At 69.8% G+C, this 15,825-nt stretch carries 17 protein-coding genes; 3 read left to right on the top strand and 14 right to left on the bottom strand.

The window, feature by feature from the left end; genetic code table 11:
• Window positions 1-35: 35 nt before the first annotated feature.
• The 8 genes from ACFONC_RS12455 to ACFONC_RS12490 form a co-directional block, all read right to left on the bottom strand.
• Complete coding sequence (locus tag ACFONC_RS12455; RefSeq protein ID WP_386744497.1) at window positions 36-908, bottom strand: sel1 repeat family protein; 873 nt, start codon at window positions 906-908, stop codon at window positions 36-38.
• Entirely contained in the window at window positions 898-1,659 is a 762-nt protein-coding gene (locus ACFONC_RS12460) for a hypothetical protein (protein ID WP_386744498.1), read from the bottom strand. The genes ACFONC_RS12455 and ACFONC_RS12460 overlap by 11 nt, the downstream gene beginning before the upstream one ends.
• A gap of 67 nt (window positions 1,660-1,726) precedes the next feature.
• Window positions 1,727-2,557, bottom strand: coding sequence for a hypothetical protein (locus tag ACFONC_RS12465; protein WP_386744499.1), 831 nt, complete (start codon window positions 2,555-2,557; stop codon window positions 1,727-1,729).
• A gap of 45 nt (window positions 2,558-2,602) precedes the next feature.
• Entirely contained in the window at window positions 2,603-3,487 is an 885-nt protein-coding gene (locus ACFONC_RS12470; protein WP_386744501.1) for a PDZ domain-containing protein, read from the bottom strand.
• A gap of 15 nt (window positions 3,488-3,502) precedes the next feature.
• Window positions 3,503-3,919, bottom strand: coding sequence for a hypothetical protein (locus tag ACFONC_RS12475; RefSeq protein WP_386744503.1), 417 nt, complete (start codon window positions 3,917-3,919; stop codon window positions 3,503-3,505).
• Window positions 3,906-4,463 (bottom strand): RNA polymerase sigma factor, encoded by a 558-nt coding sequence (locus ACFONC_RS12480; protein ID WP_386744504.1) that lies wholly within the window; start codon window positions 4,461-4,463, stop codon window positions 3,906-3,908. The genes ACFONC_RS12475 and ACFONC_RS12480 overlap by 14 nt, the downstream gene beginning before the upstream one ends.
• Before the next feature lie 67 nt (window positions 4,464-4,530).
• Complete coding sequence (gene murU / locus ACFONC_RS12485; RefSeq protein ID WP_386744506.1) at window positions 4,531-5,241, bottom strand: N-acetylmuramate alpha-1-phosphate uridylyltransferase MurU; 711 nt, start codon at window positions 5,239-5,241, stop codon at window positions 4,531-4,533.
• Window positions 5,238-6,248: an aminoglycoside phosphotransferase family protein gene (locus tag ACFONC_RS12490; RefSeq protein WP_386744508.1), complete on the bottom strand. Its 1,011-nt coding sequence runs from the start codon at window positions 6,246-6,248 to the stop codon at window positions 5,238-5,240. The genes murU and ACFONC_RS12490 overlap by 4 nt, the downstream gene beginning before the upstream one ends.
• Before the next feature lie 73 nt (window positions 6,249-6,321).
• Between ACFONC_RS12490 and ACFONC_RS12495 the strand changes: the two genes are divergently transcribed.
• A complete protein-coding gene (locus ACFONC_RS12495) occupies window positions 6,322-7,755 on the top strand; it encodes a mannose-1-phosphate guanylyltransferase/mannose-6-phosphate isomerase (protein WP_386744509.1) in 1,434 nt (477 codons plus the stop codon).
• Between the two features lie 288 nt (window positions 7,756-8,043).
• Here the strand turns inward: ACFONC_RS12495 and ACFONC_RS12500 are convergent, their stop codons facing one another.
• Window positions 8,044-8,331 carry a GlsB/YeaQ/YmgE family stress response membrane protein gene (locus ACFONC_RS12500; protein ID WP_386744511.1) on the bottom strand — a complete coding sequence of 96 codons (288 nt, stop codon included), beginning with the start codon at window positions 8,329-8,331 and terminating at the stop codon, window positions 8,044-8,046.
• A 71-nt stretch (window positions 8,332-8,402) separates the two neighbouring features.
• Window positions 8,403-9,896 carry a M20 family metallopeptidase gene (locus ACFONC_RS12505; protein ID WP_386744513.1) on the bottom strand — a complete coding sequence of 498 codons (1,494 nt, stop codon included), beginning with the start codon at window positions 9,894-9,896 and terminating at the stop codon, window positions 8,403-8,405.
• A 212-nt stretch (window positions 9,897-10,108) separates the two neighbouring features.
• Between ACFONC_RS12505 and ACFONC_RS12510 the strand changes: the two genes are divergently transcribed.
• Window positions 10,109-10,444: a ComEA family DNA-binding protein gene (locus ACFONC_RS12510; RefSeq protein ID WP_386744515.1), complete on the top strand. Its 336-nt coding sequence runs from the start codon at window positions 10,109-10,111 to the stop codon at window positions 10,442-10,444.
• A 696-nt stretch (window positions 10,445-11,140) separates the two neighbouring features.
• Entirely contained in the window at window positions 11,141-11,725 is a 585-nt protein-coding gene (locus tag ACFONC_RS12515; RefSeq protein ID WP_386744517.1) for a HutD/Ves family protein, read from the top strand.
• Between the two features lie 30 nt (window positions 11,726-11,755).
• On the opposite strand, the gene ACFONC_RS12520 is transcribed toward ACFONC_RS12515, so the two are convergent.
• The 4 genes from ACFONC_RS12520 to ACFONC_RS12535 all read right to left on the bottom strand — a co-directional run bounded on the left by ACFONC_RS12520 (window position 11,756) and on the right by ACFONC_RS12535 (window position 15,800).
• Complete coding sequence (locus tag ACFONC_RS12520; protein WP_386744519.1) at window positions 11,756-13,390, bottom strand: sulfite reductase subunit alpha; 1,635 nt, start codon at window positions 13,388-13,390, stop codon at window positions 11,756-11,758.
• Window positions 13,387-14,301: an FAD:protein FMN transferase gene (locus ACFONC_RS12525; RefSeq protein ID WP_386744672.1), complete on the bottom strand. Its 915-nt coding sequence runs from the start codon at window positions 14,299-14,301 to the stop codon at window positions 13,387-13,389. Before ACFONC_RS12525 ends, ACFONC_RS12520 begins: the two co-directional genes overlap by 4 nt.
• Before the next feature lie 115 nt (window positions 14,302-14,416).
• The gene (locus ACFONC_RS12530; RefSeq protein WP_386744520.1) at window positions 14,417-15,232 is read right to left on the bottom strand and encodes a DUF4198 domain-containing protein; all 816 of its coding nucleotides are present in this window, start codon (window positions 15,230-15,232) and stop codon (window positions 14,417-14,419) included.
• A gap of 52 nt (window positions 15,233-15,284) precedes the next feature.
• On the bottom strand, window positions 15,285-15,800 hold the full coding sequence (locus ACFONC_RS12535) for a DUF2271 domain-containing protein (RefSeq protein ID WP_386744522.1): 516 nt from the start codon (window positions 15,798-15,800) through the stop codon (window positions 15,285-15,287).
• Between the last annotated feature and the right edge of the window lie 25 nt (window positions 15,801-15,825).

Here is a 15,825-nt window from a genome sequence, read left to right on the forward strand (position 1 = left end):
TTCTTCGCGAAGCGAGGCAACTGCTCCGGAGTCGATCAGGGTTCCGCTGCGGGCTCAGGCTCCGGCGAGGTTTCGTCGACGTTCGGCGCGATGTTCTGGAGCTCGCCGACATCGACGTGGCCGCGCTTCGGCGAGCCCCATTCGGCGTCCTGGGCGGTGAAGTATTCGGCCGGATTCCAGAACCGCGGCGCGTAGTACTCCTCCGGCGAGATCGTGATCCCGGTGCCGGCCAGCGGCCCGGTCATCGGGATGATCTTCAGTCCGCCACCGACGAAGCCGGCATGGCTGCCCGTGGTCTCGCGCCTGGCCTGGCGCAGGACCTTCGCCAGCCGCGGCTTGGCGGCGTCGTCGCCGTACTCGGCCAGCAGCTGCTGGCCGCGCTCGATCGCGTTGCGGCGCTGGTCTGCGTCGAGCAGCTGCCAGTAGCGCTCACGCTTGATCACGAAATTGGGATACATGCGCTCGGCGGCCAGGTCCATCCAGGCGTAGCCGAGTTCGCGGTCCTGCGGAACGCCCATGCCCTTCCAGTACATCTCGGCGATCATCGCCTGCGAGGGCTTGTCGGCGTAGCGCGCGGCGCGCAGGAACTGGTCCATCGCGATATCGTACTCCTTGCGGTTGTAGGAGTACGAGGCTTCGCGCCGCCAGCGGATGTCGGGGTGCGCGGTCAGGAATCCCGAGGTCAGCATTTCCGGGGGGATGCCGGGTTCGCCGATGTAGTTGCCGGCGACGGCGCGGTCGGGCGGCGGCTGCGCCGTCAGTACGCGGGTCTGGGTTGCCTGCGCTGCCACGGCGAACGCAGGCATGCAAAGCAGGAAGGGCAGTATCGCCGCGGCCAGCGCGGAACGGCGCGTGGCCCCGCGGATGATTGCCAGGCTGGGATTGCCGGTGCCCGGATCATTGTCCATTCGATGCTCCGTCCGTGAGGTTGTCGGCTACGGTGGCTGCATCTTTCGTCGCGGGCTGCATGCTGCGCCAGTATCGTTCGTCATAGTAATCAGCGCCTGACAGCGAAGCGCCACGGGTATCGCCGTTGCCATCGGTCGCTGTGACTTCCAGCATCCCCGCATAGCCGAGCCTGCTGCCGGTGGCCTGGTGACGCGCCAGGCGAATGCTGCGCTGCAGTCGCGGCAGCGCTGCGGCGTCGCCGTACTCGGCGCGCAATTCGCGCGCGCAAGCCTTGGCGTCCGCGCGCTGGTCAGCATCGAGTTGTCGCCAGTAACTGTCACGCAGCCGGGTGTAGGTGCGGTCGCCGCGCTCGGCGGCGACGGCCATCCAGGCGAATGCCAGCAGGGGGTCGCGCGCCGCGCCGGAGCCGTCGTGGTGCATGTGCGCGAGGACCGACTGCGATTGCTTGTCGCCATGGCGTGCGGCACGCCGGAAGCTCAAGTAGGCCTGCTTGTTGCGACCTTCGGCCCGGGCGCGTTCACCGATGATCCGCCAGCGGACGTCCGGTCGCGCGGCGAGCAGGCCCTGGGTCTGGGTGGCGAGCACTTCGCTGGTCGTATCGCGCAGCACCATCCGGCCTTCCACCGGCTTTTCCGGCGTGCTGAACGTAGCAGTCGGTTTGCGCTCGGTCGGTTCCTGGGGCACGGCCTGCGCGGTCCATGGCAACGATGCAAGCACGGCCAGGACGATCGGGGCGATGGTGGTTTTCATGCATGCTCTCCCTGCGATGGTTTGACCAATGGTTTCCGGCCGTACGCAATGTTTCGCTTCTGCTGTGCTATCCGGCCGGGTCGGAGTGGTTGTCGCGGCGTCCGTGGTCGGGTTCCGGGGCGTCGTCGACCTGCTGGACGTCGCCGACGTCCACGTGGCCGGTCTTGTCGGGCGCGTGCCACATCTTGTCCTGCCATTCGAAGTATCGGTTCGTGCGCCAGTACTCGGGCTTGTAATACAGTTCGGCGGTAATTGTCTGCCCGGCAAGGGGACCGGTGAAGGGCCGGACAGTCAGGCCGGGACGGATGAAGCCAAGCCGGCTTCCCGTGACCTGGTGGTTCGCGATCCGAAGCTTCCGTTCCATCCGTGGCTTGGCGTCGTCGTCGCCATACTGGGCAAGCAGCGGCTGGCCGCGATCGATCGCGTTGCGACGCTGCTGCGCGTCCAGGCGCTCCCAGTAGCGCTCGCGCAGGATCACGAAGTTGGGGTACATCCGCTCGGCGGCCAGGTCCATCCAGGCGTAGCCGAGCTCGCGGTCGCGCGGCACGCCGATGCCCTTCCAGTACATCTCCGCGATCATCGCCTGCGAAGGCTTGTCCGCGTAACGTGCAGCGCGCAGGAACTGGTCCATCGCGATGTCGTACTCCTCGCGGTTGTAGGAGTACAGGGCCTCGCGCCGCCAGCGCATGTCGGGATGGGACGACAGGAAGCCTTCGGTCAGGATGCCCGGTTCGATGCCGGGCACGCTCATGTAGTTGCCGATCACCTCGCGCTCGATCGGCGGTTGCAGTGTCAGCACGCGCGGTGCGTGGCCATCGTCACGTGCCGAAGCCGGGCCTGGCAGCAGCAGCGACAAGGCAACGGCAAGGCCGGATGCGATCAGTGATGTTCGTGTCATTTCGTCACCCTCCCCTTGTTCGAGAATCCTTCCGCGCGGCCGGCGTCACCGGCAGGTGGAGGCGCGCTGCTCCCACACCACCGGCTCCCAGTACTCGTTGTCGCGGATGCTGGCGTAGTCCAGCCGATCCTTGCGCAGGCGCACGCCGATGCGGTACTCGGTGTCCGGCTTGATGTCGACTATCAGCGGCTTGAGGACGCGAGCCATCATGCGTTTCTGGGTCCGGATCCGATACCGGTTCTGCATCATGCTCAGCCGATATCCGGGGATCTGCTCGCCGATCGTCAAAACGTGCTGCCCGCTCGCCACGCGCACGCGGTTGATGCCCCCCAGCGGCGTGCTGCGCCCGTCGACCTGGGTGATCTGTGCGTTGAATAAACCCTTGCTGCGGGGCGGCAGCGAGGAATCGGACACGTATCCGCAGCCGGCCACCGTGCCCGCAGCCGCTTCACCGACGGTGAGCTGGTACGCGGGGACGGCGACGACATCCGCCTGGCCGTCGAGCTCGACGCGCGACTTGCCGCGCGCCGCGACCAGCCGCACGGCGCCGTTGCCGTCGCGCACCGCATCGCGCAGCACGCCGGCGGGCGCGGCGTCGCCGTCGAGGCGCCGGTCGTTGATCGCCACCAGCCTGTCGCCGGTCTTCAGTCCCATCCGCGCGGCCGCGCCGTCGGGCGTGATGGCGAGCACTTCGATCCCGCGCGGGTCGGGTTTGCGCACGTCCACCACCGCGCCCAGTTCGTAGCGCACCTGCGCGGGGCGGGCGATCGTGAGCGGCTGGTCGAAGCTGCCCAGCGCGCCGCGTTCGGCCAGGTTCAGCAGCGCGGCGTCCACTTCCGCTTCGACCCCGTCGTCGGTCTGGGCGGCGGCAGGCAGGATGCCGGAGAAGGCAAGGCAGGCGAGGAGCATGGGAATGCGGGAAATGGACATCGGGTGATCCTCGGGTCAGATGCGCAGGCCGCGGGGCTGCGGGTTCCTGGAAGTGCCGTCATTGCCGGCGAGCAGGCGCTGGCGCTGCGCCCAGAGCGGTTCGAGTTCGTCGTCGGGGGCGTTGCGGGCATAGCCGGCCTGCAGGGCACGGTCGATTGCACGCAGTTCGACTTCCACGGCGGCCGGGACCTGCGTGGCGGGGGCCGTAGCCACCATCGGCCGTGCAGTCCGTGGTGCATCGGGCGCGGGCGACCGCATCAGCGGCGACAGCGCGGCCACGACGGCTACCGCCAGCGTCGTCGCGGCGATGCTGATGCGCCGCCGCCGCATGCGGCCGCGCGCGCCGTTGACGCGCTGCCACAGGCCGGCGGGCAGTGGTGCGTCCGGCAGCTGCCGGAGGTGGTCTTGCAACAGGTCGTCAGGGGTCGTCATGGGAGTGTGGTTCGTCCAGTGGTTCATCCAGTTCGAGTCGCAGCCGCGACAGGCCGCGCGAGACGATCGACTTCGACCAGCTCTCGCTGCGACCGAAGCGCCGGCCCAGCTCCGGATGCGACCAGCCCTCCATCGCATGCAGCCATATCACGGTACGTTCCACGGGCGTCAACCGTCGCAGCAGGCCGATCGATTCGGCGTGGAGCGCGGGTTCCGGCCCGTTCGCGGGCTGCGCCTCGTCGTCGTCGAGGGCGACCAGGCGCTTGTCGCGGCGGAGCCGGTCGATCGCGGCGTTGGCCGCGACGCGCTTGAGCCAGGGCCGCAGCGGGGTGCCGGGACGCAGGCCGCCGAGGAACTGCAGCATCTTCAGGAAGCATTCCTGGGTGATGTCCTCGGCGGTCGCGTGGTTGCCGGTCAGGCGCAGTGCGAGCGAGTGGATCGCGCGCGCGTGGCGACGATAGATCTCGGCGAACGCCGCTTCCTGCCCTCTCCGCGCGCGGCGGACCAGCTGTGTCTCGTCGTCCCTGTCGTCGATATCGGGCATTGCATCAAGGTACGCACCGGAGCTGGAAACCGTCGCAGCCGGTGGCGGACGATCGTGCAATTGCCGATCAGGCCAGCGTCGCGTCGAGCATCGCCAGCCGCTGCGGCGTGCCGACGTCCGTCCAGCGGCCGCGATGGTGTTCGCCGCTGACGCGCGACCGATCCATCGCGGCGCGCAGCAGCGGTGCGAGCCTGAACCTCGGCGGCGTCGATCCTGCGCCGGGCGCGTCGCCGATCACGTCGCGCCAGTTTGCGAGCAGCGACGGGCGATAGACGCCGATGCCGGCGAACGTCAGGCGCGGCTCGCCTTCGGCGGCGACCTGGCCGTCGGCGTCGAGCAGGAAATCGCCGCAGGGGTGATGCGCCGGGTTGTCGACGAGCACCAGGTGTGCGTCGCCGACCGGTTCGCGCGGCAGGCGGGCGAAGTCGTGGTCGGTCCAGATGTCGCCGTTGACGGCGATGAACGGTTCGTCGCCGTCACCGTCGCGCAGCAGCTGCAGCGCACGATGCATGCCGCCGCCGGTTTCCAGCGGCACCGGGCCTTCGTCCGAATAGCGGATGCGCAGTCCCCAGCGCTCACCATCGCCGAGCACCTGCGGGAACTGCCCGGCCAGCCAGGACACGTTGACCACTACCTCGCGCACGCCGAGCGCGGCGAGCTTTTCCAGGTGCCAGGCGATCAGCGGCTTGCCGCCGGCGACCAGCAGCGGCTTGGGCGTGGTGTCGGTCAGCGGGCGCATGCGTTCGCCGAGGCCCGCGGCGAAGATCAGCGCCTTCATGATGCGGCCAGCGCCTGCATCGCGGGTTTCACGTGCCGTTCGAGCAGTTCGGCCAGCGGCTGCAGCTGCGGGTGCCGGGGCAGTACCTCGTCCAGGTAGCCGATGAAGCGCGGTGCGTCGGCCAGGTAGCGCGACTTGCCGTCGCGATGGTGCAGGCGGGCGAAGATGCCGAGGATCTTGAGGTGGCGCTGCACGCCCATCCAGTCGGCGTCGCGCAGGAAGACGTCGAGCGGCGGGACGGGCAATCCGGCATCCGATGCGCGCGCGTGGTAATCGCGCAGCCAGCCGTCGACGCGCGCCAGTGGCCAGTCGAGGAAGGCGTCCTTGAACAGGCTGACCGGATCGTAGGCGATCGGCCCGCGCACGCAGTCCTGGAAATCGAGCACGGCCGGACCCGGCGTCGTGGGCATCAGGTTGCGCGGCATGAAGTCGCGGTGTACTAGCACTCGCGGCTGCGCGAGCGCGTTGTCCATCAGCCGGCGCTGCGCGAGTTCGAGCCGGTCGAGGATGTCGCAGTCAAGCTGCAGGCCCAGGTGGCGGCGCAGGAACCACTGCTCGAACAGGCCGGCGTCACGCTGCAGCAGGGCTTCGTCGAATGCGCCCATGTCGTCCGGCGGCGCGATTGCCTGCAGGCTCAGCAGTTGCCCGATCGCGGCGTCGAAGTGCGCGTCGGCATTGTCCGCGTCGATGACCTGGGCCAGGGTCGGGCCGCCGAGGTCTTCGAGCAGCAGGAATCCCTGTTCGAGGTCGCGTGCCAGCACCTGCGGCACGCGCACGCCGCCGGCTTCGAGCAGGTCGCGTACGCGCAGCCACGGACGCAGGTCCTCGAGCCCGGGCGGCGCGTCCATGACGATGCACGAGGGCGCGGCGCACGTGGTGCGCCAGTAGCTGCGGAAACCGGCGTCGACGGACGCGCGCTGCAGGCCCATGCCCGGATGGCCGCTGGCGGCGCGCGCCCAGTCGAGTCTTTGCGTCTCGCGTGGCGGGGGTGCGGCGGGCAGGGGCATCCGGTCTCCTGGCAACGGAAGCATTCGGGGGCACAGGGTAAACTGCCCGCATCCGTTTTCGATGGAATCAATGATGTCCGGACAAGATCTTCGGCTCCTGCCCGTCCTGCTGTCGGGCGGCTCCGGCACCCGCCTGTGGCCACTGTCGCGCGAGGCCTATCCCAAGCAGTTCCTGCCGCTGGCCGGCGAACACACCATGCTGCAGGACACCTGGCAGCGGGTCGCTGGACTGGCCGCGGGCGCGGCGCCGATCGTGGTCGCCAACGAGGAGCACCGCTTCCTCGCCGCCGAACAGCTGCGCCAGGTGGGCGTGGAGCACGCGGCGATCCTGCTCGAGCCGGTCGGTCGCAACACGGCGCCGGCGATCGCGGCCGCCGCGCTGCAGGCCTCCGCCCAGGGCGAAGACCCGCTGCTGCTGGTGTTGCCATCGGACCATGTCGTGCGCGATGCATCGGCGTTTCGCGAAGCGGTGCGTGCCGCCGCGCCGGCGGCCGGGGAGGGCGCGCTGGTGACCTTCGGCATCGTGCCCGAGTCGGCGGAAACCGGCTTCGGCTACATCCAGTCCGAAGCCGTCCAATCGGGCGACACCGCCGGCGTGCGCCGCGTGCTGCGCTTCGTCGAGAAGCCCGATGCGGCCACCGCGCAGCAGTATCTCGACGCCGGCGGCTATTACTGGAACAGCGGCATGTTCATGTTCCGTGCCTCGCGCTACCTGGCCGAACTCGAACGCTTCCGCCCCGACATCCTCGCCGCCGTGCGCGCCGCCTTCGATGCCGCGCAGCGCGACGGCGACTTCATCCGCCTCGACAAGGCCGCGTTCGCCGCCAGCCCGTCGGATTCGATCGACTACGCGGTGATGGAGAAGACCGATCGCGCGATGGTGCTGCCGGTCGACATCGGCTGGAACGACGTCGGCTCGTGGTCGGCGCTGTGGGACGTCAGCGAGCAGGACGGCGACGGCAACGCCCGCCACGGCGACGTGATCGCGGTCGACAGCCACAACAGTTACGCCTACGCGCGGCGGCTGGTGGCGCTGGTGGGCGTGGACGACCTGGTGGTGGTCGAGACCGACGACGCGGTACTGGTCGCGCGCAAGGACCGGGTGCAGCAGGTCAAGGACGTCGTCGCCAGGCTCAAGGCCGAGCAGCGCAGCCACGCGGTGCTGCACCGCGAGGTGCACCGGCCCTGGGGCAGCTACGACTCGGTCGACCAGGACGACGGCTTCCAGGTCAAGCGGATCAAGGTCAAGCCCGGCGCGCGCCTGTCGCTGCAGTCGCACAAGCATCGCGCCGAGCACTGGATCGTGGTCCGCGGCACGGCGCGGGTGACGCGCGACAACGACGTGTTCGACCTGCACGCCAACCAGTCGACCTACATCCCGCTGGGCGCGAAGCACAGGCTGGAAAACCCCGGCACGCAGATGCTGGAGCTGATCGAAGTGCAGTCCGGCGACTACCTGGGCGAGGACGACATCGTCCGTTACGAGGACGTGTACGGGCGCTCGTAGGATTCAGGCGCGAGCTTCCAGCTCCCTCCCCTGCGAAGGCAGGGGGTGAGGAGGGCCGCTTGCGAACCACCGGTTCGCGGCCCGACGAACGCCATCGAGCTGTGCTCGATGGCCGGACGGGTTGGGGAGGGGTGCCTTCTGGATCAGCTCGAACCGTGGCCACCCCCTTCCAGCCTCCCCCTGCCTTCGCAGGGGGAGGGGCCAAGGCAAGGCTCGCGGCTGAACCTGCTCCCACGAAGGTGTAGCAAAAAGCCGGGCATTGCCCGGCTTTTTGTTTCCCACTGCGGCTCAGCGCGGCGGCAGCGTGGTGCGCTTGCGCCGGAACACGCTGACGACGAGCAGGATCACGATCGCACCGATCAGGGCACCGATGAAGCCGGCCGCTTCGCCGGCCTCGTAGAAGCCGGTCGCCTGCCCGACCCAGCCCGCCAGCAGCGCGCCGGCGATGCCCAGCAGCGTCGTCAGGATGATGCCCATGCTGTCCTTGCCGGGTTTGAGCAGGCGCGCCAGCACGCCGACGATGAATCCGATCAGGATGATGTAGAGCCAGTTGCTGCTGTCGAACAGACCTTCCATTCCATGCCCCTTTCTGGTGGAGGATGGAGCCGGAGCTTAACAGGCATGCCTCCGGCAGCCAGTGCCGATCGTCAGCAGCAGCCGTGGTCGCCGTGGCGATCGCCGCTGTCGGCGGCGACGGCGCTGCCGCTGGTTTCGCCGCGCAGGCTGGCCGCGTGGTGCTCGGCGATCACCCTCGCAACCGAAGCGGTGACCTTCTTGCCCATCGGGATGTGCAGGAACTCGTTGGGCCCGTGCGCGTTGGAGTGCGGGCCGAGCACGCCGGTGATCATGAACTGCGCGCCCGGGAACTTCTCGCCGAGCATGCCCATGAACGGGATCGAGCCGCCTTCGCCCATGTACATCGCCGGCCGGCCGTAGAACTCCTGGCTGGCCGCGTCGATGGCCTTTTCCAGCCACGGCGACATCGCCGGCGCGTTCCAGCCGGTCGACGCCTTCTCCAGTTCCAGGCTGACCTGCGCGCCATTGGGCGGGTCGCGCAGCAGCACGTCCTTGAGTACGTCGCCGGCGACCTTGCCGTCCAGCGTCGGGGGCAGGCGCAGCGAAAGCTTGACCGCGGTATGCGGACGCAGCACGTTGCCGGCCGACGCCAGCGACGGCATGCCGTCGATGCCCGTCAACGACAGCGCCGGGCGCCAGGTGCGGTTGAGCACGAGTTCGTCGAGGTCGTCGGACATCGGCGTCATTCCCGGCAGGAACGGGAACTTGTCGTAGACCTCGGTGCCGAGCACTTCGGCGCACTTCTTCGCCTGCGCCAGGCGGTCGGCCGGGACCTCGGCCTGAAGGCCTTCGGGCAGGATGCGGCCGGTGTCGGGGTCCTCGATGCGCGAGAGCAGCTGCCGCAGCAGGCGGAAGCTCGACGGGACCACGCCGGAGGCGTCGCCGGAATGCACGCCTTCCTCCAGTACCTTGACGGTGAGGTTGCCGCCGGCCAGGCCGCGCAGCGAGGTGGTGCACCACAGCTGGTCGTAGTTGCCGCAGCCCGAGTCCAGGCACACCACCAGCGACGGCTTGCCGATGCGGTCGGCGAGGTGGTCGACGTAGGCCGGCAGGTCGTAGCTGCCCGACTCCTCGCAGGCCTCGATCAGCACCACGCAGCGCGCGTGCGGCGCGCCCTGGTCTTGCAGCGCCTGGACAGCGGCCAGCGAGCCGAAGATCGCGTAGCCGTCGTCGGCGCCGCCACGGCCGTACAACCTGTCGCCCTTGAGCACCGGCTTCCACGGGCCGAGGTCGTCGTCCCAGCCGGTCATTTCCGGCTGTTTGTCGAGGTGGCCGTACAGCAGCACGCAGTCGTCGCCTGTTTCCGCGCCCGAGGCGGGGATGTCGATGAAGATCAGCGGCGTGCGGCCTTCCAGGCGCACCACTTCGAGCACCATGCCCGGGATCGACTGGGCGCGGGCCCAAGCCTCCATCAGCTTGACCGCGTCCTCCATGTAGCCGTTCTTCACCCAGTCGGCGTCGAACATCGGCGACTTGTTGGGAATGCGGATGTACTCGACGAGTTGGGGAACGATCTCGTCGTCCCACTTTCCGGCGACGAAGGTTTCGATCTTGCTGGCATCCATGGAAAGGCCTCGCTGGAGTCAATGTCCCGATTCTACGCTCCCGGCCGTGTAGGAATTTTCCTACTCCGCGGTGGGGGGATTTCCTGCATCGAGACGGGGGATGCGGCGATAGGCAGGGCCAGTGCCGTCGGGGAGACTGTCTCCACCGGCGGAACAGGCCGCCGGGGAATGGAATCAACCTCTGCGAATCCACCACTACAAGGAGTTCTGCTATGACATCCATCAAGACCATCCTGACCTCGCTGCTGCTGTCGCTCGTGCTGGCCGGCGGCGCGCTGGCCGGGGAGCGGATCAACATCAACACCGCCGACGTGGACACCATCGACCGCGCCCTGGTCAACGTCGGCCCGGCCAAGGCCGAGGCGATCGTTGCGTACCGGAAAAAGCACGGTGCGTTCAAGAGCGCCGAGCAGCTGGCAATGGTCAAGGGCATCGGCCTGAAGACGGTCGAGAAGAACCGCGATCGCGTCACGTTCGGTGGTGAGAGGAAGGCCAAGCCGGTGAGCAAGTCGGGGGCAGGGGCGAACATGGGCGCCGCGAGCCGCTGAGGGATTGGTCGTCACCGGCCCCGCCACGGAAGGCGGGGACCGGCGGTCGGGAGCCGGAGGCTCCGCTGGAACGGGCATGACGCCCTACAGGGACGTTTTGCCACCCGGGCCGTACTGGACAGTGCGGCGCGGGTGGCTTTTTTTTGTTCTTCACCCATCTGAGGGGGGGCGGGCGACCGAGCGGTTGCTCATGCGGGCTCCGGTGGGTCGCCGTGTCCTGTCGGCCGGGGGCCGCTTCTCCCTCGGCAGGACATCCTGTCCTGACGAGGGCGCGCGCCATCCATGGCGCGCTTGTCGCGGCCCCCGGCCGACAGGACACGGCTCACCTTGACGTGACCTTCGTCGCTTCGGTTGAAGCCGCGTAGGTCGGGGTTACGTCCCCGACGGCTCTTGATCTTCGGTTGCTGATGAAGAAGCCATGACAGTGAATCGCCGGCGCGACGTCCCGACCGGGGGATGCGGACGCAGGCCGTGGATGGCCTGCGGCGGCGAGCCAGGCATGGATGAGCACGGGCTGCTTGCGCGCGCCCGTGCGAATATGCCCGGCGCGCTGCGCCGGTCTGGGGAGCCGCGCAGCTGCGGTCCTACCGAGCCGGGGAGCATGTCCCGGTCGGGACGCCGCTGCTTCAGGAGCCCGCGCACAGCTTTTCGCGCCGCCGCCGCGGGCGTGGAGGCCGGTATGGCTACACTGGCGGCATGTCCCGCGTCATCGCCGCCAACGAGTACCGCCGCGAGCGATGGCGCAATGGCTTGGGCTGGACCCGCGAGATCCACGCGCACCGCCCCGATCCCGCCGGCGACTGGGCCTGGCGGCTTTCGATTGCCGAGATCGAGCGCGATGCGCCGTTCTCCGCGTTTCCCGGCGTCGATCGCGAACTGGTCCTGCTGCGCGGCAACGGCCTGCGCCTGCGCTTCGACGACGGCGAGTCGCACCTGCTCGAACCGCCGCACGACCGCCTGCGCTTTGCCGGCGAGCGGCCGCTGACAGGCGAACTGGTCGACGGGCCCACGCACGACTTCAACCTGATGTGGCGCCGCGACGCGGTCACGGCCGAACTGCTGCATCGGCCGCTGGTCGGGCCGATGGTGTTCTTCGCCGAACCGGGGACGACGTGGGCGCTGCACCTGCTGGCGGGGGAGGCGCGGTTCGACGTGGCATCCGGGCTGCCGTTGATGCAGGCCGGGGATACCGCGCTCCTGGTGGAGCCGGAGCGGACGCGCTGCCTGCTCGATGGTGGGGGTGAGCTGCTGGTGGTGCGGCTGGATGTGCTTGCGGGTTGAGCTGCTGCGCCTGGTTGCTGCGGACCAGCGTCAATACACGTCGCGGCAGTAGCGTCCGTCGAGCAGCAGCTGTTCGACCCGCGCGTCGCCCAGCATTTCGCGCAGGGCGGCGTCCACGCCGGGCGCCATGCCCTGCAGGCTGCCGCAGACGAAGATCGCGGCGCCGTCATCGATCCATGCGCGCAGGGTGTCGGCGGCGTCGCGCAGGGCGTGCTGCACGTAGCGGCGTTGCGCGCCGTCGCGGGAGAAGGCGAGGTCGAGGCGTTCGAGGAAGCCTTCCGACTGCCAGCGTTCGATGTCGGCGTGGTAGTGGAAGTCGCGGTCGCGGTTGCGTTCGCCGAACAGCAGCCAGTTGCGGCTCGCGCCTGCCTGCACGCGCGCGGACAGGTGGGCGCGCAGGCCGGCGATGCCGGTGCCGTTGCCGACCAGGACCAGCGGCCGCTCCGGCGCCGGCGGGTGGAAGTTGGGGTTGGCGCGGATGCGCAGGTCGACGGTGGCGCCGGGGGCGGCGTGCTCGCACAGCCAGCCGCTGCCCAGGCCGCTGCGGCCGTCGGGGCGGCGCATGTGGCGCACCAGAAGCTGCAGCTTGCCCTCGTGCGGCATCGAGGCGATCGAGTACTCGCGGTGTGGCAGCGGCTTGAGCGCATCGGCCAGCGTCCGTGCATCGAGGCCGGCGACTTCGGCCGGGTCGGGCAGGTGCGCGCGCGACAGCGCTTCGGCGAGCGGGCGGGGCTTGCCGCCGAAGTCGACGATGCTGTCCGCCGCGAGACCGAGCACGGCGAGCAGCGCATCGACGGCATCGTTGGAATTGCGCGGGCCGATCTCGGCGATGTCACCGGCCTGCCATGCCGGGCGCGCCTGCGCGGGCGGGGCGAGGGTGAGGTCGAACACCGGCCCGCCGGCGCTGCCCGGATTGAGCTCGGCGCGCTCGCGCAGCTGCCACGGCTCGTAGGCCACTGGCGACCAGTCCGGCAGTTCCGGCGCCTGCGCGAGCAGGCCGAGGTGGTGCTGCCAGTGGCGCAGCGCGCCGGCGTCGCCGTTGTCGACTTCGACCAGGTCGAACAGCGGCTTCGCGCCGGCGCGGCGCAGCCACTGGTCGAGGCGATGGCCGAAGCCGCAGAAGTGGTCGTACTCGCGGTCGCCCAGCGCGAGCACGGCGAATTCCAGCGTCGGCAGCGCGGCGGGCGCCGCCAGCACGTCGCGGACGAAGGCCAGCGCGGGGTCGGGCGGGTCGCCTTCACCGGTGGTGCTGACCACGAACAGCGCGCGCGAGGTGGTCGCCAGCGTCGCCGCGTCGAGGTCGGCCAGCTCGCATAGCCGAACGCCGATGCCGGCGCCGGCAAGCGTGGCGGCGGTGCGTTCGGCGAGCTGCCCGGCGAAGCCGGTCTGGCTGGCCCAGGCAACCAGCAGCTGCGGTCCGCCGTTGGTGGCCTCGCGATCGCGACGCGGTCGCGAGCGCCACAGCAGCCAGCCGCTGGCGCCGACGTAGAACGCCACAGCAATCGCCGCCCACGCCCAGTGCGCGGGCAGCGGCGATGCCGGCCACCAGGCGTCGTCGTGCAGCGGCAGGAAGGCCAGCGCGAGTGCGAGCAGGCCAAGCAGGACCAGCCCGTTGCCGACGGTTGCGGGCGGCATGCGTCGCGCGGCGGTCGTGCTCGCGATCATGGTGCGAGCCGGGCGGCGAAGGCCGGGGTCATCCGGGTGCCGCCGGCCCCGGCTTCCGCGGCGACGAAGCGCGCGGCCAGTCCGTGCGCCTGCGCGAACGTGAAACCGTCTTCGACGCCCATCACCGTCAGCGCGGTGGCCCAGGCATCGGCGTGCATCGCGTCGTCCGCGATCACGGTCACCGCCGCCGGCGCATGTTCGACCGGCGCCCCGCTGCGCGGGTCCAGCGTGTGCGCGTAGCTGCGCCCGTCGCGTTCGAAGCGATGCCAGCGCACGCCGGACGTGGCCACCGCGAAACCGTCGAGCGACAGTACGCAAGGATCGGCGTCATCGGCTTCCGGGGACGTCTCGACCAGCACCCGCCACGACGTGTCGTCGGGCTTGCGGCCATAGCCGGCCAGTTCGCCGCCGACGTCGACCAGCGCGCCGGTGATGCCGTGATCGCGCAGGCGCGCGACGACCGCGTCCACGCCGTAACCCTTGGCGATCGCCGAAAGATCCAGCGCCACGTCGCCAGGCTGCAGCACCGCGGGTGGGTCGTCGCGCAGCGCTACCCTGCGCCAGCCGATGCGCACGCGCGCGGCTTCGATTTCGGCGTTGTCGGGGACGCGATGCCCGCGCGAGCCGGCGCCGAATCCCCACAGGTCGACCAGCGGCCCGATCGTCGGATCGTAGGCGCCGCCGCTGGCCTCGGCGATGTCCAGCGCGCAGCGCAGCACGTCGAAGAACGGCTGCGGCAGCGCCTGCCAGATGCCGGCTTCGGCGCGGTTGTAGCGGCTGATGTCCGAGTCCGCTTCCCAGGTGCTCATCTGCGCGACGACCCGGTCGAGCGTGGCCTGCACGGCGTCGTGCAGCGGTTGCAGCGACATGCGCGTGCCGGCGACCAGGCACACGCGCCAGCGCGTGCCCATGGTTTCGCCGTACAGCGCATGGACGGCGCGGTCGCCGGTGGCGGGGACGTGGTTCAAGTGCGGGACGGCCGATCGCGCCGTCGGCGATGCGACGGCGCGGCAGGCCCGGTTGTCGTTACTGCGGCAGCACTTCCAGCGTGGCGACGTAGCCCAGCCGGCGCTGCGTGGCCTGCGGCATCGACACCTTGTCGTCGCGGGTCGAGGTTTCCAGCCAGTACATGCCGGCTTCCGGCCAGGTCACGTTGAACTGGCCGTTGGCGTCGGTGGTGGCGATGATCTCGTCCTGCGCGTTGCGATAGCGGGTGTCGCCGCGCACGATCTCCACGTCCAGTCCGGCCGCGGGCTTGCCGTCGACCTGGAGGCGGAACGTTGCCTCTTCGCCGGCGTACAGGTCGTTGGGATGGGTGACCGGCACCAGTTCCAGGCCGACGCCCTCGGGCTTGAGGACGGTGTCGGTGGGCGAGCCCTTGGTGACGAAGGTCTGCACGCGGCTGACCGATTCGCTGACCTCCAGGTCCTTCGCGTCCTTCGGTACTTCGGCGAAGGTTTCGGCCGTGCCGCGCCAGCGCTTCGACTCGCCGTCCTGCTGCCAGCGCGCGACGACGTAATGGTTGGTCACGCCGATGCGGTAGGTGCCTTCCTGCTCGAGCTGCACGTCGAACACGCTGCGGTACTTGCCGGTGGCGCCGTTGTGCGTCTCCACCTTGCTGCCGTCGGGCGCGATGACCGCGACGTTGTCCAGCCGCAGCGGCACGTGGTTGAAGTAGAACAGGTCGTTGGACACCGCCGCGTCGACGGTGATCCAGGGCGCGTCGCCGGCGACCACGGTCTGCGACGGCAGCAGCCAGGCCTTGTGCGCGAAGGCGGCGGTCGGGAGCGCGGTGGCGAGGGCGAGGGCGATGGTGATTGCGGGGACGAGGGAACGCTTCATGTGTTCTCCGGGACTTGGATGCGGGAATCTGGATGGATCGGGGCAGGGCGGTTCAGGGCGTGATCGTCAGCGCGACCGCGCCGAGTTCGGTCTTGCCCTGCGCCTTGCCGGACTGCGGCGCGGCGGCCGGCCAGGTGAAGGGGATCTTCAGCAGCTCGCGACCGCCGACCTCGCGCACTGCCTCGACCACCAGCGTGTATTCGCCGGGCGCGAGCTTCGCCAGCCGCGGGTCGGAGGTGTCGAAGTCCAGCGCGTGCTCGCCGGCCGGGCGCGTGGGCCCGGTGACGCCGTCCACGGGCAGGTCGAGGGTGCGGCCGGAGCGGCGCCACCACTGGCGCAGGTCGGGCAGCCATTTGGTCCCGTGGCCTTCCTTGGTGTCCTTGTCCTGGTACCAGACGGCGAGGTCGGCGACGGACTTGTTGCCGGCGCCCTCGATCCAGACCGCGACGTAGGGGCGGTGGTACTCGGCGACCCGCATCTGCGGGATCTGGACGTCGACCTCGAACTGCGCGGCATAGGCCGGCATGGCGAGCAGGCCGCTGAGGGCGATGGTGAGCTGGACGCGCATTGGAACCTCGTCAGTGCTTGGAATG

Source organism: Luteimonas soli (assembly GCF_042648865.1).
GTDB classification, from domain to species: Bacteria; Pseudomonadota; Gammaproteobacteria; order Xanthomonadales; family Xanthomonadaceae; genus Luteimonas; species Luteimonas soli.